Source organism: Mucilaginibacter sp. JRF (assembly GCF_015223065.1).
In the GTDB taxonomy this organism is placed as follows: domain Bacteria; phylum Bacteroidota; class Bacteroidia; order Sphingobacteriales; family Sphingobacteriaceae; genus Mucilaginibacter.
The window spans coordinates 1-22678 of sequence record NZ_JADFBY010000012.1; the positions used below are offsets into that span (position 1 = coordinate 1).

19 protein-coding genes are annotated in these 22678 nt (G+C 44.6%); 7 read left to right on the plus strand and 12 right to left on the minus strand.

The features are described from left to right. Positions 1-241: 241 nt before the first annotated feature. From IM792_RS19735 to groES, 3 genes are all read right to left on the minus strand, one after another. Positions 242-1027, minus strand: coding sequence for a mechanosensitive ion channel domain-containing protein (locus IM792_RS19735; protein WP_194103637.1), 786 nt, complete (start codon positions 1025-1027; stop codon positions 242-244). Between the two features lie 378 nt (positions 1028-1405). Then, entirely contained in the window at positions 1406-3046 is a 1641-nt protein-coding gene (groL, locus tag IM792_RS19740; RefSeq protein WP_194103638.1) for a chaperonin GroEL, read from the minus strand. A gap of 183 nt (positions 3047-3229) precedes the next feature. Beyond that, positions 3230-3505 carry a co-chaperone GroES gene (gene groES, locus IM792_RS19745; RefSeq protein WP_114006302.1) on the minus strand — a complete coding sequence of 92 codons (276 nt, stop codon included), beginning with the start codon at positions 3503-3505 and terminating at the stop codon, positions 3230-3232. Positions 3506-3891: 386 nt separating this feature from the next. Between groES and IM792_RS19750 the strand changes: the two genes are divergently transcribed. After that, on the plus strand, positions 3892-6429 hold the full coding sequence (locus IM792_RS19750) for a TonB-dependent receptor (protein ID WP_194103639.1): 2538 nt from the start codon (positions 3892-3894) through the stop codon (positions 6427-6429). Between the two features lie 106 nt (positions 6430-6535). Next, positions 6536-7783: a C4-dicarboxylate transporter DctA gene (gene dctA, locus IM792_RS19755; RefSeq protein ID WP_194103640.1), complete on the plus strand. Its 1248-nt coding sequence runs from the start codon at positions 6536-6538 to the stop codon at positions 7781-7783. On the opposite strand, the gene IM792_RS19760 is transcribed toward dctA, so the two are convergent. Next, positions 7780-9540 carry a hypothetical protein gene (locus IM792_RS19760; protein ID WP_194103641.1) on the minus strand — a complete coding sequence of 587 codons (1761 nt, stop codon included), beginning with the start codon at positions 9538-9540 and terminating at the stop codon, positions 7780-7782. The genes dctA and IM792_RS19760 overlap by 4 nt on opposite strands. A gap of 158 nt (positions 9541-9698) precedes the next feature. On the opposite strand from IM792_RS19760, the gene IM792_RS19765 reads away from it, so the two are divergent. The 5 genes from IM792_RS19765 to secG all read left to right on the plus strand — a co-directional run bounded on the left by IM792_RS19765 (position 9699) and on the right by secG (position 14885). Beyond that, positions 9699-11189: a MiaB/RimO family radical SAM methylthiotransferase gene (locus tag IM792_RS19765; protein WP_194103642.1), complete on the plus strand. Its 1491-nt coding sequence runs from the start codon at positions 9699-9701 to the stop codon at positions 11187-11189. Positions 11190-11269: 80 nt separating this feature from the next. Then, on the plus strand, positions 11270-12532 hold the full coding sequence (locus IM792_RS19770) for a sigma-54 dependent transcriptional regulator (protein ID WP_194103643.1): 1263 nt from the start codon (positions 11270-11272) through the stop codon (positions 12530-12532). A 6-nt stretch (positions 12533-12538) separates the two neighbouring features. Further along, a complete protein-coding gene (locus IM792_RS19775; RefSeq protein ID WP_194103644.1) occupies positions 12539-13057 on the plus strand; it encodes an LptE family protein in 519 nt (172 codons plus the stop codon). A 21-nt stretch (positions 13058-13078) separates the two neighbouring features. After that, entirely contained in the window at positions 13079-14506 is a 1428-nt protein-coding gene (locus tag IM792_RS19780) for a hypothetical protein (protein ID WP_194103645.1), read from the plus strand. A 10-nt stretch (positions 14507-14516) separates the two neighbouring features. Then, a complete protein-coding gene (gene secG / locus IM792_RS19785) occupies positions 14517-14885 on the plus strand; it encodes a preprotein translocase subunit SecG (RefSeq protein ID WP_194103646.1) in 369 nt (122 codons plus the stop codon). Positions 14886-15192: 307 nt separating this feature from the next. Here the strand turns inward: secG and IM792_RS21485 are convergent, their stop codons facing one another. The 8 genes from IM792_RS21485 to IM792_RS19825 all read right to left on the minus strand — a co-directional run bounded on the left by IM792_RS21485 (position 15193) and on the right by IM792_RS19825 (position 22608). Then, positions 15193-15828 carry a transposase gene (locus IM792_RS21485; RefSeq protein WP_194103647.1) on the minus strand — a complete coding sequence of 212 codons (636 nt, stop codon included), beginning with the start codon at positions 15826-15828 and terminating at the stop codon, positions 15193-15195. Then, the gene (locus tag IM792_RS19795) at positions 15783-16169 is read right to left on the minus strand and encodes a transposase (RefSeq protein WP_194103648.1); all 387 of its coding nucleotides are present in this window, start codon (positions 16167-16169) and stop codon (positions 15783-15785) included. Before IM792_RS19795 ends, IM792_RS21485 begins: the two co-directional genes overlap by 46 nt. A gap of 325 nt (positions 16170-16494) precedes the next feature. Beyond that, complete coding sequence (locus IM792_RS19800; protein WP_194103649.1) at positions 16495-17841, minus strand: DUF58 domain-containing protein; 1347 nt, start codon at positions 17839-17841, stop codon at positions 16495-16497. A 9-nt stretch (positions 17842-17850) separates the two neighbouring features. Beyond that, positions 17851-18828 (minus strand): MoxR family ATPase, encoded by a 978-nt coding sequence (locus IM792_RS19805; protein WP_194103650.1) that lies wholly within the window; start codon positions 18826-18828, stop codon positions 17851-17853. Between the two features lies 1 nt (position 18829). Continuing rightward, complete coding sequence (locus tag IM792_RS19810) at positions 18830-20011, minus strand: DUF4350 domain-containing protein (RefSeq protein WP_194103651.1); 1182 nt, start codon at positions 20009-20011, stop codon at positions 18830-18832. After that, positions 20012-20794, minus strand: a complete 783-nt coding sequence (locus IM792_RS19815) for a DUF4129 domain-containing protein (RefSeq protein ID WP_194103652.1) — start codon at positions 20792-20794, stop codon at positions 20012-20014. Then, on the minus strand, positions 20745-21647 hold the full coding sequence (locus IM792_RS19820) for a glycerophosphoryl diester phosphodiesterase membrane domain-containing protein (protein ID WP_194103653.1): 903 nt from the start codon (positions 21645-21647) through the stop codon (positions 20745-20747). The genes IM792_RS19815 and IM792_RS19820 overlap by 50 nt, the downstream gene beginning before the upstream one ends. Then, complete coding sequence (locus IM792_RS19825; RefSeq protein WP_194103654.1) at positions 21631-22608, minus strand: stage II sporulation protein M; 978 nt, start codon at positions 22606-22608, stop codon at positions 21631-21633. The genes IM792_RS19820 and IM792_RS19825 overlap by 17 nt, the downstream gene beginning before the upstream one ends. Positions 22609-22678 lie beyond the last annotated feature (70 nt).

A 22678-nucleotide genomic window follows, 5' to 3' on the forward strand; every position in this document is an offset into this window, starting at 1 on the left:
CTAGTTTTTTATATTAGGCTCCCTGTCATTTCGAGCGATAGCGAGAAATCTGCATGCGTTCATAATCAAGCGAAGGCTTTCTCCTCGTACCTTGTTCGAAATGACAAAATCTTTTTAAAGTCCTCCCCCTCGGGGAGGATTTAGGAGGGGTTGTATGACGAGAACTCTATCGCTATGCAATATAACGCAGGCAGATTTCTCCTCGTACCTCGTTCGAAATGACAAGATCTAATGAAACTAATTACGTCCCCGGGAATTTAACACCATCCTGGTTGAGGCGGCTGATCAATCGTTCTTGCAGGGCAATTTTTACATTCAGGAATTCGGCAGGTACTACCCATACGTGTACCACGTAGGTAGCACGATCAAAGTTAAGGCGGATAAGGCCTACCTTTACGGGTTTGTTTTTAACTACGCCGTGTACGTTCTGTATGGCATCGTTAATGATGGCTATCACCTTTTCGGAGTTGGCGGCGTAGGTTAGCTCTATCTCAAAATCGAGCCTGCGGCTGCCCGAGCGGGTAACGTTTACTATCACCTCGTTAAACAGCTTACCGTTGGGGATGATGATAGTTTTGTTATCGGCAGTAAGCAGCACGGTATAAAATATTTGTATTGAGGTTACCTTACCATCCTGCCCCTGGGCTATAATATTGTCGTTAAGTTCAAAGGGTTTTAACAGGAGGATAAGCACCCCGCCGGCAAAGTTTTGCAAGGTACCCGAAAGGGCTAAACCTGCCGCTACACCAAAGGCACCTACCAGTGTGGTAAATATGGCAGCATCAATACCCATCAATGTCATTACCAGTAATACCAGCAATACGTTAAGTGCGGTAATGCTCAGGCTAAGTAAAAAGGGTTGTAATGATGAGTGTACCTCACGGGTACTCATTTTGGTACGGATGCGTGTTTTTAGCAACCTGATGAACCATAGGCCAAGTATTAATACTATTAAGCCAAAAACTATATTGGGGCCGTGGGTAAGTAGCCACGCGTAAGCGGTATCGTAAAATTGATTGAGCTTCATAAATTAATCAGAAGCCCCGAAATTAAGAAAAATCAGAGAAGGGACACCAAAAATTCTGGCGACTTAAGGATAACCCATTCAAATATGCGGGTTTGTATATGCTTCCGTTTCCGGGTTAACTGTTTCATACGCTGCTATTATCAAATGCCATGCCTCAACGGCTTTGCTACTGATACTTACGTAAAAACCGACCCAATAATTACAATGCCATGTATTATTTAACATTTAATAACAAACGCGTGTATTTAACCTAATATCGCTACTGACAGAGCATACAGTAAAAAGGTCAGTAAAAAATAAAACCCTGTATGCAATTGCGTACAGGGTTTCTTCTATATAGCGATCCCCTCAACTATGGAGGGTACGAATGATGTGCTATTACATCATGCCGCCCATGCCGCCGCCACCCATTGGAGGCATACCGGCACCGCCTTTTTCATCTTCCGGATCATCAGCTAACACACACTCGGTGGTTAACAGCATCGCGGCGATTGATGCAGCGTTCTCTAAAGCTACACGGCCTACTTTAGTTGGGTCGATTACACCGGCACCAATTAAGTTTTCGTAAGTATTGGTACGTGCATTGTAACCAAAATCAGCTGTACCTTCTTTAACTTTTTGCACTACGATTGAGCCTTCGATACCCGCGTTCTCGCAGATCTGACGCAGAGGCTCCTCGATAGCGCGACGAATGATCTGGATACCTGTATTCTCATCTTCGTTAACGCCTTTAAGGTCTGCCAAAGCTGCAACCGAACGGATGAAAGCAACGCCACCACCGGCAACAATACCTTCTTCAACAGCGGCACGGGTTGCGTGTAAAGCATCGTCAACACGGTCTTTTTTCTCTTTCATTTCAACCTCGGTAGCGGCACCTACATAAAGTACAGCCACACCGCCTGAAAGTTTAGCTAAACGCTCTTGCAGTTTTTCTTTATCGTAATCAGATGTAGTAGTTTCAATCTGAGATTTGATCTGGCTTACGCGGGCTTTGATATCATCGGCAGCACCTGCACCATTAATAATGGTTGTGTTATCTTTATCAACAACAATTTTTTCAGCAGTACCCAGGTAAGAAAGGTCGGCATTCTCTAATTTGAAACCTCTTTCTTCTGAAATTACAGTACCGCCTGTAAGGATAGCGATATCCTCCAGCATTGCTTTACGGCGATCGCCAAAGCCAGGTGCCTTAACAGCAGCAACTTTCAGCGAACCACGAATTTTGTTAACTACCAGGGTAGCTAATGCTTCGCCGTCCAGATCTTCAGAAATAATTAAAAGCGGCTTGCCTGTTTGTACTTGTTTTTCAAGCACCGGCAGCAACTCTTTCATTGATGATATTTTTTTGTCGTAGATCAGGATGTATGGGTTATCCAGTTCTACTTCCATTTTATCAGCATTGGTTACAAAGTATGGAGAAAGGTAACCACGGTCAAACTGCATACCTTCAACAGTTTTAACTTCGGTTTCGGTGCCTTTTGCTTCTTCAACAGTAATAACACCATCTTTACCTACTTTAGCCATAGCTTCAGCAATCAGTGAACCGATTACCTCATCATTGTTAGCAGAGATAGATGCAACTTGTTTTATCTTGTTGTTATCCTCACCAACGGTTTGCGATTGAGTTTTTAGGTTTTCAACAACGGTAGCAACCGCTTTGTCAATACCGCGTTTTAAATCCATTGGGTTAGCACCGGCAGCTACGTTTTTTATACCGGCAGTAACAATAGCCTGGGCTAAAACGGTAGCGGTAGTGGTACCATCACCTGCAATATCAGCAGTTTTTGAGGCAACTTCTTTTACCATTTGAGCGCCCATGTTTTCTAAAGCGTCTTTCAGTTCGATCTCTTTAGCTACAGTAACACCATCTTTGGTGATTGCAGGTGAACCGAATTTTTTATCAATAATTACGTTACGACCTTTAGGGCCCAGGGTTACTTTAACCGCGTTGGCTAAAATATCAACACCGCGCTTTAAAGCGTCGCGTGCTTCAACATTGTATTTAACTTGTTTTGCCATGTTATTTTTAGTGATAGAATTAGTGAGTTATTGAATTATTGATTCGTTGCTCAGTAATTTTTTAAATGTTTGAATTAATGGGTTATTGAATTATTGATTTTTTAAAATTCAACACTCAGTAATTATATTCTTTGATTTGAAGGAAGAAATCAATAATTCAACCTTCAATAATTCAGTAATTGATTACAGTACCGCGTATATATCAGATTCGCGCATAATTAAATACTCTTTGCCTTCGTAGGTAATTTCAGTACCGGCATATTTACCGTACAATACCTGATCGCCGGTTTTAACGGTTAAAGGCTCGTCTTTTTTACCTTCGCCTACAGCTACTACAGTACCGCGTTGTGGTTTTTCTTTAGCAGTGTCAGGGATGATGATGCCTGAAGCGGTTTTTTCTTCGGCCGGTGCAGCTTCAACTACAACCCTGTCACCAATAGGTTTAATGTTTAATGACATAACTATGCTTAATTTGATTTTATAGATTTAACAGTTAAACTTAATAAAAGTTATTGCTTGCATCCTCATTCACATCAATTGTGCCAAGCACCCGCACGGCATTGTTTGGCATAATTAAAACTGTTGTATTGTCAGCAAAACGTTAGGTGGCCATTTTTAGTTAACAATTTATTAAAGCCGCCAATGTCATCATGTCAGTTAATTTATGCTGACAGTAATTATGATTCATCATCATTAAAAACAACATGGGCAAACACATAAAGTGCGTTTACACGATATTCTTGTAACGAATTAATGACATGGTGTATTTATTACAATTTGTTTAAAAAACGCTGTAACATTTTAAACAATTTCGCCTCATAATCCAAAAATTGACAAACAACACCATGAAACGTATTTACATAATCCTGATCTTACTATGCACTGTTATTGCGGCAAAGGCGCAGATAGGCGGCATAGGCGGTGGCGGTGGTTCGAGCATTGTTGGCCGTATATCGGGCACGGTGATCGACTCGATAAGCAAAAAACCGCTCGACTATGCTACCGTGAGCATTTACCGCAGCGGCGGCAGCGCACCCATGAACGGTGTGTTAACCGACGACAAGGGCAACTTTAAGTTTGACGGCATTAAGGCCGGCAGCTATAAAATAGGGGTATCATACATTGGTTATCCTACTAAATTTATTGACCCTATAACAACAACACTGTCAAAACCCGATGCTAATATGGGCCAGGTAGTGGTTGCGCCAAGCGCCAAAACGCTGAGCGAGGTAACCGTAACCGGCCAGGCCTCGTTGGTTGAAAACCGCATTGATAAAATTGTTTACAATGCCGAAAAAGACCTTACCTCGGCCGGTGGCAACGCTACTGATGTATTGCAGAAAGTGCCGCTGGTATCGGTAGACATGAATGGTAACGTTGCCGTACGTGGCGACCAGAATGTGCGCGTACTTATTAATGGCAAACCATCGGGCGCAACATCTGCCAGTTTGAGCGATGTGTTGAAAACCATCCCCGCCGACCAGATCAAGAACGTGGAGGTGATCACCTCGCCATCTGCAAAATACGACGCGGAAGGTTCGGGCGGTATCATCAACATCGTAACCAAAACCAAAAATGCATCAGGCGTTAGCGGTAGCGTGAGCGGTGGTGTAGGTACCCGTCAAAACAACGGTAACCTTAACTTTAACTACAATAAAAACCGCTTTAATTTTGGCGCCAACATTGGTGGTAACGCCAGCTGGCCGCAAACCTCGTATACCGACTTTAATCAGAGTCTGACATCAGACGGTATCAATCAGGTTAATACCAATAGCTCTCATAATGAGATAAAACGTCATGGTATCCGCGGATCGTTAACCGCAGGTTACGAGTTTAATGGCTTTAACAGCATTAACAGTACCCTTGCCTTAAACGATGGTGGTTTTAATGCCGATGGTGGTGGCGATTACCGTTTTGAGGATTTTAATGACCCAACCCAAAACCTTAGCTACACCGGCCGTACCATATCGCACAATAAATTCAGGGGCTTTGACTGGAATATTGATTACACGCACAAATTCAAAAAGCAAGGCCACGAGATAGTAGTATCAGGCCAGTGGAGCCACAGCATCATTAAAACTGATTATACCAACTTGTTCTCGGCTCAGTACAATAGTCAGCTGGCTAATAACAACGGTAAAAACAACGAGTACACCGGTCAGGTAGATTATACCTTGCCGATAAATAAAGTGTTAAAACTGGAAGCCGGTGGTAAAACCATACAAAGACGTATTAATAGTAATTACGATATTTTCACCGTAAACCCTGACGGTAGCAACCCGATACTGGATACCGAAAACTCAAACCTGTACGATTATACACAGAACGTATACGCAGGTTATGGTGTGTTAACCATTACCCTGCCTAAAAGCTATGCGATATTGGTAGGCTCACGTTTAGAGAATACACGCATTACCGGCGACCCTGAAGCGCCTTACGCTGATGGCAGTAACTCGCAAACGCTTGAGCCATTTAAGGCAAGCTACAATACTTTTATACCAAGCTTAACGGTGCAAAAGGTATTTGGCGCTAATACGCTTAAATTATCATACAGCAAACGTATACAGCGCCCAAGCTTGCAGGTGTTAAACCCATTCATTAACCGTAGCAACCAACAAAGCCAAAGCGTAGGTAACCCTAACCTTGCGCCGGAAGTTTCGCAAACAGTGGAGTTGAACTACAACGCTTTTGTTAAAACATCGGTATTGAACTTCTCGGTTTACTACAAAAACACCAGCAACCTTATTGAGGGTATTGCCAGCCCGGTTCAGGATGGTGATGTAATAATTAACCGTACCGTACAAAACAACGTTGCCGAAAACAATTCGTTAGGTGGTAGTTTCTTTGGTTCGATAAATCCTATCAAGCCATTAACCATCCGTGCTAACATCAACGTGTTTACTTATAACCCAAGCGTTTACTCGGCTTATGTTGATTTCATCAATCCTGATGCGTTAAAAACCAGGCTGATGACCACCGTATTTGGTAGCGCTACCTTAAACCTGCCTAAGAACTTTATATTCGAGGCATTCGCTTTCAACAATTCGGCGCGCCGTACTATACAGGGTACAAGCCCTGCATTCGGTATCTACGCGTTCGGTATCAAAAAGCAATTTATGGATAAAAAGGCTTCAATTGGGTTCAACACCATTCAGCCTTTCGCTGTCGATAAATCATTCAACCAAAGCATATCAAGCCCGGGCTTTACACAAAGCGTACGTACACGTATACCGTTCCAATCGTTTGGTGTAACGTTTAGCTACAGCTTCGGTAAAATGAGCTTCAGCAATCCGCAGCAAAAGAAAAAAGGTGTAAATAACGACGACGTAAAAAGCGGCGACCAGGGCGGTGGCATGGGCGGCGGCATGAACGGCGGCAACTAATTCCCTTTTTAAATTACACTCATAATTAAGGCCCGCGCATAGCGGGCCTTTTTGGTTTTAAGGGCTTTTACATCGGCATAAATAAAAACCGTATACTTGTTACCCCATGAAGAACCTGCTTAGTAATCTTACGTTTCGTGTTATTGTCGCCATTATTTTAGGGGTGATAGTGGGCTACTATTTCAAGGATTTCGCGCCTACCGCGCAAATGATCAGCAAGATATTCATCAACCTGATCACGATGCTGATAGCGCCTATAATATTCTTCACCATTGTTTTGGGCATTGCCAACATGGGCGATATGAAAAAGGTAGGCCGCGTAGGCGGCAAGGCCTTATTGTATTTTGAGATAGTGACCACCTTTGCCCTGATGATAGGCTTGCTGGTGGCCAACCTGCTAAAACCGGGTAAGGGCATTGATGTAAACAGAAGCGTGGATGCCTCAAAGGTTGCCGAATACCAAAAGGCCGCGCATGATATGAACTGGACGGAGTTCTTTTTGCACATAGTGCCCCATAATGTTTTTGACGCCTTTACCCGTGGCGATATTTTGCAAATACTGTTCTTTGCCATATTGTTTGGCTACGGCCTCAGCAAAATGGGCGATGCCGGTAAATCACTGCTTGGCACGCTTGATAAATTGAGCAAGGTATTCTTCAACATCATGAAGGTAGTGATGGCGCTGGCACCCATTGGTGCTTTTGGTGGCGTGGCTTATACCGTGGGTACTTACGGCACCAAGGCGTTGCTGCCTATGGCCAAGCTGATGGGCTCGGTATACCTAACCATGATCATATTCATTTTTGTGGTGCTGAATATTATTTGCCGCCTGTACAAGTTCAGCCTGTGGCAATACCTTAAACACATCAGGCAGGAGATATTGGTGGTGCTGGGTACTTCATCGTCCGAATCGGCCTTGCCCAGCATGATGGAGAAGATGGAGAAATTTGGTTGCTCGCGGTCGGTTGTCGGGTTGGTTATACCTACCGGTTATTCCTTTAATTTGGATGGCACAACCATATACCTGAGCATGGCTACTATATTTTTAGCGCAGGTATTTAACATTCCGTTATCTATTGAGCAGCAACTAACCATTATCGGTATACTGATGGTAACCTCAAAGGGCGCGGCGGCAGTAACCGGCGGCGGCTTTATTGTGCTTACCTCAACACTGGCGGCCATAAAGGTTATTCCGGTTGAAAGCGTGGCGCTGTTGTTGGGCGTCGATCGTTTCATGTCCGAAGCGCGGGCTATTACCAACCTCATCGGCAATGGCATAGCTACGGTGGTAATAGCTAAGAGCGAGGGAGAGTTTCATCCGCCTGATGAACTATCAAACGGGAGCAGCAGCTAATCTTTCTTCTTTTTCTCCTTAGCTTTTTTCTGCTTCTCCAGGTCGCTTTCGCTGAGTTTGGAGTTGGCTTTTTTCTCGTCCATATCGCTAACCCCGGCGCATTCCTTTATGCCCGAGAACAGGGTCTTCCATACCAGTTTAAAAAAGGCATAGTTAACCGGCCTGATAAAGTTGATATTGGCCGAGCGTGGCGCTTTGCCAGGTTCGTCGGGGTTATTGCGCTCGATAACCAGGTGATTGGCGAGGATGGACATGAGGCCTTTTTTCTTGAGCTTACCATCGTCCTCATCTAGTTTGAGTATGCCTATCTTAAGGTCATTATACAGCATGGTAACCTTGCCTTTGGCACGGTAGCGGTTGGCATCAATATTAAAATCGAGCCGTTTTAAATTGCCCGATGTTACCTTCACCATTGATATTGGCGCGATGCCCCGGTTAATGCGCGACAGATCCATCGGCCCTAAACTGCCTTGATAACTAAAGGCGGCATCAGGGTCGGTAAGGTTAAGCTTGAACCCGACATTCAGCTTGCCGCGATCCATAAAATAGCTGGTGAGATTGATACTACAGATGTTGTTTTTTTGCAACGCCCTTTTGTTATTGGTTGCATTAAGTATCCTGCCGCTGGTATTGCTAAAGGTTAGCGTGCCTGTTTTATTCGATTTTTTATTGTATTCGGTATATACCAGGTTTATTTTTTTGAGGGTGATAGTATCAACCCGTAAACCAAAATCGAGCTTACGTAAAGCCATATGCGGAAATGAACCTACGCTTTCCTTTGCGGGAGTGCTCGGTTTGTTAGGCGCTTTGTAAATATTGATGGTACCATTGATCAGTTTTAAACCCTCAACCGTAAAAGTGCGGTACTTGTAAAAGGTCATAAAATCGAACCGGTTAAGCTGCAATGAATCAAGCGATACGTTAAAGCGGTCGCTACTGGTTTTGTTAAAGAATAACAGGTTGTTAAAAGGCTTCAGCTTTATGCCCTGCACGCAAAGCTGCTTGCTACGGGTTGATAGTTTGATGCTTTCAATATCGTACAGATATAAAGCATCGGGTGTTTTGCCGCTGTAGTTCTTTATCTCGGTGGTAACATCCTGGCAATAAAAAAAACGCGAGGTATCGTTTTGTGTGGTCGAATCAATAAACAAGTCGGACGCGTGGAGGTTTACCTGTGTAATTTCGGTAAGCAGAGGCCGCTTGTGCGCGTAATCAATATGCCTGAATTTTAATCCGTCCAACACTATCTCACCAACCCGAATGCTGCGCAGGCTTTTTGATATGCGTTGCCATACGGTACGATTATCCTTATTGGGTTTATCTTCGGTGCTGTTGGCCTCGTAGCTCATATCTATCTCCGGCTCAATCAACACCACCCGGCCAACATCTATCTTTTTGCTGAAATAAAATTTAAGCGCCTTTACCCCGGTGAGCGTTATCTGTTTTACCTTAAGACTATACAGGTTGTTGGGCGCCCCGCCTGCTTTCTTTTTAGCGTGATAAACAGCGGTATCAACCTTAAGGGTGGCGTTATCAATAATTATTTGGCCACGCAGTAAGTGCACTTCGGCCTCGGTAAAATCGGCAATGTAGAGGCTGTCGCTGCTTTCACGTATACTGCTGCGCAGCTTATCCTGCAACATGGGCTTAAGGTAATGATTAAGTATAAGGGCACCACCAACTACTAAAACAGCAATAACCAGCAACGTATATGCTGTTATTCTTTGCCATTTATGCTTTAAAAATTTTGCTGCCATTAATATAGTCAGGGGTTATTTAGGTTACGGGGTTTATTGCCTCAATGTAGTGCTAATCCATCAGCATAACAACAAAAAGCCTATTTTGTTAATTGGCTGACAAACTGTCACCCAATATTTAAAAGATTGTGTATTTTTGCAGCCACAAGAATTTAAGCATGATAGATTTGGTAATTCCGGATAAGACACACGACGAGAGCAGGCAGGGCGAAGCTTTGATTTTGGAACCTACGGGCAAAAACAATGGCCGTAAGCTATATATTGAAAGTTATGGCTGCGCCATGAATTTTTCGGACAGCGAGATCGTTGCTTCCATTTTAGCCGAACAGGGTTTTGAAACCACCAAAGACTATAATAATGCCGATGTGATTTTCATCAACACCTGCTCGATACGTGAAAATGCCGAGCAGCGCGTACGTAACCGTTTAAAGGAATTTACCATTGCCAAGGTAAAAAATCCGGATATGGTGGTAGGCGTGCTGGGCTGTATGGCCGAGCGCCTGAAATCAAAATTTTTGGAAGAAGAAAAACTGGTTGACGTTGTTGTGGGCCCTGATGCCTATCGCGACCTGCCCAACCTGATAGATAAAGTTGACGGTGGCCAAAAAGCAGTTAACGTACTACTATCTCGCGAGGAAACTTATGCTGATATAAGCCCTGTACGCTTGAATAGCAACGGCATAAACGCCTTTGTATCCATAATGCGCGGGTGCGATAATATGTGTTCATTCTGCGTGGTACCGTTTACCCGCGGCCGCGAGCGCAGCCGTGATGCGCACTCCATAGTTGCCGAGTGTACCGATCTGTTCAACAAAGGCTACCGCGAGGTAACCCTGCTGGGCCAGAATGTAGACTCGTACAAATGGAGCGCGACCACACCCCCACAATATCCTGTGGATGGAGGTGATAGCAAAGTCCTCCCCCCCGGGGAGGATTTAGGAGGGGTAGTAGTAAACTTCGCCAACCTTTTAGAGATGGTTGCCCTGGTAAGCCCTGAGTTGCGTGTTCGTTTCTCAACATCGCACCCGAAGGATATTACCGACGAGGTGCTGTACACCATGGCTAAGTACGATAATATTTGCAAATACATACACCTGCCGGTACAATCGGGCAATAGCCGTGTGCTTGAGCTGATGAACCGTACTTACGACCGTGAGTGGTATATGGACAGGGTGAATGCCATCCGCCGTATCATTCCGGGTTGTGGCATATCAACCGACGTAATTACCGGCTTTTGTACCGAAACCGAGGAAGAACATGCCGATACTTTAAGCATGATGGATTTTGTGCAGTACGATTTTGCCTACATGTTTATGTACTCTGAAAGGCCGGGCACTCTTGCCGCCAAGCGTTATGCCGATGATATTCCGGAGGCGGTAAAAAGCCGTCGCTTAAAAGAGGTAGTGGCCAGGCAGCAGCAATCATCATACGCCAAATTGCAGGAGCAATTGGGCAAGGTACAGCGTGTACTGATCGAAGGTTTCTCAAAAAAATCAGACCAGGACTATTGCGGTCGTAACGACCAAAACGCCATGGTAGTTTTCCCGGTACACCCTGACTACAAACCCGGCCAATACGCCAACGTAATGGTTGAAAGAACCACTACGGCTACGTTAATCGGAAAAGTGGTTATCCCCCAAACCCCCTAAAGGGGAGTTACGGCTGCACGTATAGGGATAATTAAACTTAAATTATAAATTTATTCCCCCTTTAGGGGGTTAGGGGGCTCATGGATATACAAGAAATTAAACAACGCTTTGGTATCATCGGCAATTCGCCGTTGCTTAACAGGGCTATAAATATTGCCAACCAGGTTGCCCCTACTGATATTTCGGTATTAATTACCGGCGAAAGCGGTAGTGGTAAAGAGGTTTTTTCGCATATAATACATCAAATTAGTCCGCGTAAGCATGGGCCTTTTATAGCCGTTAACTGCGGCGCCATACCCGAGGGCACTATTGATTCCGAACTTTTCGGTCACGAAAAGGGAGCATATACCGGTGCCGTAGGCGAGCGTAAAGGTTACTTTGAAACCGTTAACGGCGGTACCATCTTTTTAGATGAAATAGCCGAAATGCCTTTGGGTACACAGGCGCGTTTACTGCGTGTGCTTGAATCGGGCCAGTTTATCAAGGTAGGTTCATCAAAGGTTGAAAAAACCAATGTACGTGTTATTGCCGCTACCAATGTTGATGTGTATGATGCTGTTAAGGCGGGTAAGTTCAGGGAAGACCTGTACTATCGTTTAAACACCGTGCCTCTGCGTATACCACCACTGCGCGATCGTAAAGAGGATGTTTACCTGCTTTTCCGCAAGTTTACATCAGATTTTACTGACAAGTACCGCACCCCGCCCATTCAGCTTGATGATGAGGCACAGCAGGTACTGATCAATTACTCGTGGCCGGGTAACGTTAGGCAGCTAAAAAACATGGCCGAGCAATTGGCCGTTTTGGAGCGCGACCGCATTATTACCGCGCAAACGCTGCTCACCTACATTCCGCACGAAACAAGCCGCAGCAATTTGCCAATGCGTTTGGATAATCAGCCTAAAGAAGATTTTTCGGAGCGCGACATACTATATAAAGTGCTTTTTGATATGAAGCGCGATATGGTGGAGCTGAAAAAACTGGTGGCCAATATTATTGAACATGGCGGTGTGCCTGCTAATTACGACGATCATTCGCAAGCCATTAATCAGCTTTATCGCGATATTGAATTACCGCAAAGCACCGAGGCACAATTTACTTTGCATCATCCCGTTAATGCCAGTATCAATACGCCGGTGCCAAGCCATAATCATAAGAATAACGATTACCATATCACCCACGATGCTGAGGAGGTAGAGGAATCGTTATCGCTGATAGAAAAGGAATCAGACCTGATACGCAAGGCCCTTAAAAAACATAAGGGTAAACGTAAACTGGCCGCCAATGAGCTGGGCATATCCGAGCGTACGTTGTACCGTAAGATCAAAGAGCTAAATTTATAGGGCTAAATGAGAAGAATACTTATTTTTTTTGTAGCGATGACGGGGCTTATGCTCCTGTCGCAATCGTGCAGCATTACGCTTAACGGCGCTACCATACCGCCCGAGCTTAAAACCATTAATATAGAGTTTTTTGAGAACAACGCCCCGCTGGTGGTAAGTAACCTGAGCCAGGATTTTACCGAAGCGCTTAAAAACCGCATACGTTCGCAATCAAGCATAAGTGTAGTGCGCGATCCGGCGGCCAATGCTACCATGTCGGGCTCTATAACAAATTACACTATTACCCCGGTATCAGTTGAGGCTACAAACCCTAACACGCCGCCAATTGCCAATGCGTCGCGTTTAAGCATCACCGTTAACGTAAAATTTGTCACCGAAACAGATAAGAAGCTTAACTTTGAGCAGCAGTTTACCAAGTATCAGGATTTTCAGGGTGATATTTCATCGCGCGAGCAAACCCTGATACAGAACATAGTACGGCAGTTGGTTGACGATATTTTCAATAAAGCCTTTAACAATTGGTAAGCAATTCGTAGTTTCAACCTCGTGGATCAGTATAACAATAACCAGCAACACCAGTTTTTAGCGCATTTGCTAAGCAACCCTGCCCAGGGTGGCCAGGCTTATGTTAACGAATTGCAGCAGCTGGTAAAAAGCTATCCGCAAAGCGGGATATTGCAGGCATTATTGTCGCAGGCCCTTAATGAGAGGGAAGCCCCGGTTGCCGCGTTCTATTTTGATCCGCGTGCGCTGCATACGTTGTTAAATGATCCGGCTGCATTACCTACGGTATCGCCTGAACAAATTTATCATCAGCAGGAAACCATCGCCCCAAGGCAAAAGGAAACGATTGCGGAGATTGCGGAAGAAGTGATACCTACCCACGAAGAAGAAGTTATCACTCTTGTAGAGGAAACGCTACCTACTGAACCAGCAGAAGAAATAGTAGCAGCGCAACCCGAACCGGAGATAATTGCAACTGAACAACCCGTTGAAGAAACTACCGAAGTATTCGACGAGATAACCCTGATAGAAGACATAGCCATTACGCCCGTAACCGGTGAAGAACAGGGTGTTGTTGCAGAATCAATAGACGAGGAAGTTTACGAGGAGATAGTGGGTATTGATGATATTGCCCCCGCCGTAAAACAACCGGAACAACAACCTGAAGCCACGCAATTTACTTACGAAGACCCATTCAGTGCCGAGGATACCCGCGAATTGATTGAGGATACCGCTGATGCACCTGACGCTACCACCCAAGCAGCAACCGAAAAAGAACCGGGCTTTAAATTTAGCTACGAGGAAGAAAAGCTGATAGTTGGCAACATTGCGGCTACTGATTACTTCATGTTCGATAAGGCTTTTGGTAAGATAGAGGAATCAGCCCCTGAGCCTGCTGCCGAACCGGCACAGGAGCAAACCGAAGTTGAGCTTAGCGGTGAGGACAAAAAATATGTATCGCGCTATCACGACGAGCAGATGCCTTACACCTTTTTATGGTGGCTGGATAAAACCCGTCGCGAATACTCAGGCATTTATCGCCCATATTCAAAATACACGCCTGAGCAACAAGCCGTAGTAGCTGAAAAAATGGCTGCCGCTGATGCCTTGCAACAGCAGTATATCGAAAACATCTTTCACCTGTCGTCAGTTGAAAGTTTGGATAAAAATACAGCCGATAACCCCGCCACGGAGGTTAAACACAAGGGCGACGAGATAATTGAGCGCTTTATAAAGGAAGAACCGCAGATAAAGCCGCCAAGCAGCGATAAGCTGGATAATGAGAATAAGGCCAAGCGAAGCTCGGAAGATAGCAGCGAACTGGTAAGCGAAACCCTGGCCAACATTTATGCCGACCAGATGCTTTATCACAAAGCCATAGGTATTTACCGAAAATTAATGTTGAAATTCCCGGAAAAAAGCCGTTACTTTGCCGACCGTATAGAGAGTTTAGAAAAGAAAACAAGTTGATTATAAACAAATGACCATTTTATTATTAGTTATAGCCGTTATAGTGTGCATACTGTTAGGGCTTATTGTGTTGATACAAAACCCTAAAGGTGGTGGCTTAGCTTCAAATTTCTCTGCCTCATCACAACTGATGGGCGTACAAAAAACAGGCGACTTTTTAGAGAAAGGCACCTGGATACTGGCTATTACCCTGATGGTACTTTCGTTAGCTATCAACGTATCAGTAAAAAGCGGTGGCCCTGCGGGTAACAGCGATCTGCAACGCCAGATAGATAATGCTTCAAAACCATCAACTCCGGCTACTACAGCACCGGCACCAACGCTTCCGGGCGCAGGTTCAGGTGCGGCACAAAAACCGGCTGACACTACCAAGAAATAAGGTATAATACAATTCGATATAAAAACGCCTCAACGTAATTGTTGAGGCGTTTTTTTTTGTGAGATTTTTTGAGAGATGTTCATTAAACCCCTCCCTGACCTCCCCGAGGGAGGGAATAGTTTTAAGCTTAATTCCCTCCCTCGGGAGGGCCGGGGAGGGGTTTCGCCGACTATTGCTTTGATTGAAAATAAACTTGTCATTCCGAACGATAGAGAGGAATCTGTCGCTTGATTATGAACGCGTGCAGATTTCTCCTCCGTCGAAATGACAAGATTTGAGAAAGAATAAAACCACGTCATTGCGATTTCTATGATGAAAGCAAATGTTTTTGATAGGGCATTTGCTTTTTTATTACAGCAAATATTCGGTGGATGATTTTGTTTCTGACAGCATTTAGTGCACTCATTTTATTTTTGCCTTCATCGACTTTTCTCCTGTAGTATATCATCAAGTCGTTTTCCAGCCTTATGGCAGACATTGCAGCCAGGTGCAGCGTGGATTTAAGTGCCTTATCAGCATATGAAGATACCCGATCCCTCCCCCTGATGGAAGTGCCTGATTGATGACTGAAAGGTACAACACCACTATAACAAGCCATTTTACGAGGTTCGTTGATCGTGGTAAAGCTTTCTGTTTTGGCCAGCATCATCCAGCAGAGGACCTTGCCTACTCCCGGTACTGAGCGAATCAGTTCGGTCTGATACTCCATAGCGGCATCCGTTTTTATCAGGGCCTCAATCTCTTTTTCGATTAGCAGAAGTTGCTTATCTAATAAAGCAAGCTGTTGTTTATTCAAAGTCAACAGGGACTTGTCTATGCCCAAATGCTTCATCTTTGCATAATCATATTGCTGCTTAAGAAGACTTCTTTTAGACCTGACACGGCTGTTGCGCTCCGTCAGCAGGATCTTAAGCTTTGGATGACAGGCAAGGCCGGTTTCCACTGTGGTAGGTCCCGGTAATTCTTGCTGATAAAGGCTGCAATTCTAACTGCATCTATTTTATCGTTCTTACCCCTGACCAAACCCATACTTTTTTTCAGGTGCAGGGGCGAAACTACAAACACCCGGTGCGGGCTGTCTTTCAATGCTTCATACAGCGCCCAATTATAACGGCCTGTATTCTCCATGCAGATAATCAGTTCCTGCTTAAACTTACCGAAAAACCTGGTAATGTTTTTTACGTCATTGTCGATGATAAAAGATTGCTGCCCACTATGGCTGCTTACACAGATATCTAAAGTAGCATTGCTTACATCAATACCTGCAAATGTCAGATTTTGCATAATTTTGTAATGAAAGTTAAATGATTGAGATCATCAACATTGCTCAACTCCTTGATAATGGGCCTCCAACCCGAATTTCTATCTGAGTATTTTGCTGATGAAAAAGGGCAGGGTCTGTATCGCAAGTTGAGTCTCTAACTCAGAGGAACGTTTAGTGCACCCTGCTCTTTCTCAATCTAATTATCCACTAATTTAATTATGCTAATCTAAAGGAGGTACGAAGCAATCTCTTTAGGACAATCTTCAAGATCAGCCGCTCGGGGATTACTTCGTGCCTCGCAAAGACGTGTTTGTGTGGGATAGAATTCGATGTTAGGAGGGGTTATTATATCCTCTGCCTTGCCTTGATCTCCAAATACCTGTTAATGGTATTAATGGTCAAATTCTCGGGCGCGGTGAGGATGGATTGTATGCCGTGCTTAGCCAATTCTTTTACGATAAGTTTTTTGTCGTTGGCGAATTTTTCGGCGATGGTTTTTATGTAGATATGCTCAACATCGTCGGCCGGTTTTTCGCTTAGGGTGGTGAGTTCGGTATTCTCGAAAAATACTACCAGCAGCAGGTGAAACTTGGCTATTCGTTTTAAAAATGGCAATTGCCGTTGCATGGCGAACACGCTCTCGTAATTAGTGAAGAACACTACCAGGCTGCGCTGCTTCAATACCCCACGAATGGTGGTATACAGCGCCTCCATATTGGTTTCGAGGTACCGGGTTTTCTCCTTATACAAAACCTCTAATATGCGGTTAAGCTGTATAGGCCTGCGATCGGCGGCTACTACCGAGCCAACTTTTTCGGCTACGGTGATCAATCCGGCTTTATCTTCCTTTTTCAGGGCTACGTTGGATAGGGCGAGTGTAGCGTTGATGGCGTAATCCATCAGGCTCAAGCCATTAAAAGGCATCTTCATGGTCCGCGATTTATCGATTACGCAATACACATGCTGCGATTTTTCGTCGGTAAAGGAGTTCACCATAAAGTTGCCGTGGCGGGCGGTGGCTTTCCAGTTTATGGTGCGGTAATCATCGCCGGGTACGTAGGTTTTTACCTGCTCAAACTCCAGGCTATGGCCCAGTCGACGGATCTTTTTGATACCATACTCGCTCAGCCGATTTGATATGGCCATCAGCTCATACTTACGCATCTGCAAAAACGAGGGGTATACCGGCAATGTTTCGGCCTGCTCAAAGTTAAACCGGCGACTAACCAGTGCCAGCGGCGAACGTACAAACACCCTAACCATGCCAAAGGTGTACTCGCCGCGCTTGGTAGGGCGCAGGGTATACTTAATGCGTTTAGGGCTGCGTGGCGCAAGGGTAGTGGCAAACCATACATCGCGGCGTTGAAACTGCACGGGTATCTCATCAATAATACCGGCCTTTACGCTGAATGGATAAGTGCTCTCAATGTAAATACCCAGCTCGTTATCATCGCTGTTGCTTAAACGCTCGGGAGCATGGCGACGGGCAAAAATGCCCTTGCTTTTGTGGTAAAGCAATACAATATCAAGCAATATAAGCAGCAAAAATACGCTCAATACCACATCCGGAATTATGCCCAGCCATTTAAACAGGAACCTGAAAATATAGAGCACAGCGCAAACGGCCAGTCCCGCGAACAGGCGGTTGGTTAAAAACAGGTTGGTATAAAACAGGCCGAAAAACTTTTTCACGCTGATAGATTATCGGGGCACTTCAATTTTGTGGATGATCTGGCCGATAACATCATCGGTGCTCAGGCCTTCCATTTCCTTATCCGGCGTAAGCATTATGCGGTGGCGGAGTACATGCGGCACTACCCAAATTACATCATCAGGCGTTACAAAATCGCGACCGTTAATGGCAGCCAGTGCTTTTGCCGCGTTAATAACAGCCAGCGATGCCCTTGGCGATGCACCCAGGTAAAGCGATTTGTTGTTGCGTGTTTCAAACACAATGCGGGCAACAAACTCCAGTATCTTTTGCTCTACATGAAAACCACGAACCTGCTCGCGCAAAGCCACAATTTCTTCGGCCGAAAGTACCGGCTGTATATCACTCACCTGGTCGGCTCGCTTGTGCTGGTGCTGCTGGCTTATAATGGTTATTTCTTCCTCAAGGGTAGGGTATTTAACCTCTATCTTAAATAAAAAGCGGTCAAGCTGTGCTTCGGGCAGGCGGTAGGTGCCTTCCTGCTCAATAGGGTTTTGGGTGGCTAACACCAAAAATGGTTCGTCCATTTTATAGGCGGTGCCATCAATGGTTAGCTGGCGTTCTTCCATCACCTCAAACAAGGCTGATTGCGTTTTTGCCGGGGCACGGTTTATTTCATCGATCAGGATGATGTTGCCGAAAATAGGGCCATGTTTAAACTCAAACTCCGATGTTTTTGGGTTGAATACGGGCGTGCCCAATATGTCCGACGGCATTAGATCGGGCGTGAATTGTATGCGTGAGTATGCCGCGTTTATTGACTTAGCTACCAGTTTGGCGGTAAGGGTTTTGGCAACGCCGGGTACACCCTCAATAAGTATATGCCCGTCGGCTAATATGCCGGCAATAATAAGGTCGATGCTTTGGTGCTGGCCTACAATTATTTTGCCCAGCGTTTCCTTTATCTGCCCGATAGCGGCGTTAAGCTTGTGCAGATCGGTACGGTTCTCAAATATTTCTTCTTCCATCTTAATGTCCTGATAAGGTATAAAATTTTTCTATCAATCGGTTCAGTTCTATCAGCTCGGCATCGCTGATCTCGGTTTGGTTAAAAACATAGCCAATATAGTCTGTCATCATGCGTATGTAAGCTGCATCCACACCCGAGCGTTTGGTAAGCGAGGCCACAAATTCAGGGTCGAGCTTGTTGGTTTTTATATTATACCGCTCGCGCAGCGATGTTAAAAAGTATATCGACTTTTTATGTGCGATATCGACGTTGTTGCGGCGCTCATAATATACCTGCCCTACGGTGGTCACAAAATCAACTGTGGCGTTAGCCAGCGGACTAATAACAGGTATGGCACGCTGGCGGCGCTTTACCCCATAAATAACAAACACCAGCATACCGAATAACGCTATATACCATGCCGCACGCAGCGAGTCGTTATCTAATATAAACCGCATAGGCGAGTCGGTACCGGCTATGCCCTGGGTGTAAAACTCATCCCAAAAAATAAGCTGCGGTTTGCCAAGGTATGATAATGCCGTGGCCGAGTATTGCGCGCCCTGGGTTTTTAACAAACTGTAATTGGTGAGTATTTTAGGATTGGCCAGCAGATATAAGTTGCCTTTGCCAATTTTATATTTTACAAAGTTGGCCTCGCCTTTATTGTTTTGCCCAAGCAGTATGGCGCGGGTACTGTCAATCGTTTCAAAGTAATTGCTGATGGTGCCCTTATCAACATGATACTGGCGCTCGTTATCCAGTTTGGGGCTTACAAAACTAATGTATTCTGACGGGTCGACCATGCCGAACACACTGGCCGCGCTAACCTTAAGGCTATCCTGAAATATGGTACCGAATGATTCGGCAGCTATGAATATATCATTACCATTGCGGGTAAAGCTGAGCATGGCTTGATAATCCTCTTTAGATGGAGCGATATGGCTGGCTACAATTACGTAGGCCGATCTTTTATAATCATCATCAGTCAGCACCTCGAAAGGTGTTTGCCTTCGCGGGCTTACCCTGCTACCCGGAAAAATATCCTTTAACCTGTTAAAAGCGATATAGGTGCCAAAGGGTTTGGTATGCTTATCAATGTAGGTAGCCGTCCAATCGGTAGGTTTGGGTTGTTTGTATTGCAATACAGCATACCCGATAAGCAGCAACCCGGCAACAATAAGGTATATTTTGAGGCTCCTCATTTACAACTGCTCCCTGAATTTGTTGAACAATTGGTCAATATCGTTAAACGCCTGCTCGTCAATAGTAAAGTTGCCATACCATACATATTCAAAACGGCGGGTTAACGAGCCAAAGGCATCGCGCTGGTTTTTTTGGCTAAGCTCGTAATAATAGGCTTTGTTGGTCTTGTCTATTTGCCATTGTATCAGGCCGCGGTCGCTAAGCTGCTTAAGGCATTTTAGGTAGAGTAAGCGCACGGCCAACCTGTAGTTGCGGTTGCTCACGGCATCATTCAGCTCATCATCAAAATCTATCTCGTGGATGTTTTCCAGCGATTCAACATAAGGCAATGCTGTTTTTTTAGCGCCCTTGCGTAAAAACATGCCAACATCAATACCCACGGCCTTAAGTATAACATAAATAGCACCGGCGCCTATAAGCCCCAGTACAAGGTATTTTATTATTACCAAAAACACAGGCGAGCGGCCAATTTCGGCAGCCAGCATTTGGAATAGCCAGGCAATGATCAGGTCCCAAATGGATAGTTCCTGATCCTTAGCGGTATCTACATATAAAAAATCCTCGCTTTGGCTATAGGTGCTGATGGCATCTTCGCTGAACTGCCTTACCTGCACGGCCGAACTATCGCGCGCCAGCACGGCGGGCTTTTTTTTGCCCTTATCCGCGTAAGCGAAAACCGAAACAAACATTAACAGGCCAAACAGCCAATATGCCAGCGCTTTAATCTGCATCTTAATATTCTTCTTCGGGCTGATGGGCAGTATCGGGGCCTTTTTCGCCAAGGTTATTGATACGGTTCAGGATGCCGGTACCTTCCTTTTGTTCCTCGTAGCTAAAGTAGCATAATGATATGGAAATAGCCATTAATGAGTATGCCAGGTAGAAAATACTAACCAGCAGACTGAAGAATAACAATATAGGGAATGTAGGCAGATCCATCTTTAAGAACATTTTTGATAGCATAAGCCCCGAAACAGGCAAGCTAACAATAGCCCCGGCAATTGATAGCATTATAGATACAACGATTATGATGCCGAACGTTATCCACCAGTTGCTTTTAATAAGCTGAAAGCATTTGTTGAACGCATGGCTGAATGAGCCATTTTCCATAACCATTATGGGCAAAAACAAGCTGAATACCACACTTAGGTAAATGCCCGGTATCAAACATAAAAACATACCTGCTATGGTAAGCAGGGTAATAACTATACTACCGCCAAGCGCACGAAAAAAGTAGTATTTAAAGTATCCCCAAACCTCAAGCAGGGTGGGTTTTTCGCCATCGGTTTTATCATTATAAATGGCTACATAGCTATAGGTAACCAAAAATATGCTGAGCACAAAAAAGGTAAAGCATACATAAAATATCCCCATACCTAAAAATTGGCTGGTTAATCTGTTTTGTACACTGAATACATTGTCGGGCGTGGTCTGGCCATTCATGGTATCAACCGCGTTATCAATAGCAGCGGTTTGCATGTTGGCATAGGCAATAGTGTTAATCAGTATAAAAAAGCCGCAAATAACCAGCAGCGGTTTCATTAATGCTTTAAAGTGATCTTTAAAAAAGGTAAAGGAGTCGCTAATGTTTTCTCCAAAATCGCGCACACGGCGTAGTTCAAAATGAGGTTTCATCAATATGGGGTTGTAACAAATTAAGCTTATGGTTAACCCTTGCAGGGTATAAAATAACGTACCAAATAATAAAGGCAAGCGATGTAGCCAGTATGGCTACGCTGGCCGCCACAGGCATTTCGGTATGGCGGGTAACAAAGCCCTCTAAAAAGGCGGCCACTATAAATATGGGCACAATGCCAATGGCTATCTTAAGCCCATCAACCGCGCCGCGTTTTAGCGATACCAGGCGGCTATACGTTTTTGGGAACAGCAAACTATTGCCCATAACCAACCCGGCCGAACCGGCTAACACCAGTGCCGATATTTCGAGCGTGCCATGTATCCATATAACCAATACCGATTGTATGCCTAAACCCTTGCTAAAAAAGTAGTATTGAAACGAGCCCAGCATTATACCGTTAAGCATCAGGTTATATATGGTGCCTAACGAAAATAGTATACCCAGCACATACATGCGCAACTCTACATATATATTATTGATGGCTATATAGATAAACATAAGCGATGAACTTTCAACCTTATACACCCCGAAAGGGTCACCTTTGGCAATGTTATCATTAGTCATGTTAACATAGTTGTTGCCTAAAATAAGGCGCACAAAGGTATCATCGTACATGGCCGATAGCATGCCTATCAGCGTAAATACCAAAAAGAAGGCTAACGAAAACAGCATTGGCCGCCTGTAGGTGTAAAACAGCACAGGCAATTCGGTTTGCCAAAACGTTACAAAACGGTTGGTTTTCTCCTTTTTGTTACGATAAATGGATTGATGAAAGCCCGATGCAAGCCCGTTTAGGTACTGCGTTGTTTTTGAATTTGGATAGAATGTTTTGGCGTAAGCCAGGTCATCAGTAATACTTATAAAGCTGTCGGCCAGCTCATCAGGATCTTTGGTCTTGTTGAGTTCGTACTGTTTCCAGCGCTCCGTATTTTGTTTTATGAACAGGGCCTCACGCATGTTATAAGTTTCAGGAATTTGGTGTTTAAAATACCTATAATTAATTAATCTGCAAGAAAAACCGCAACAT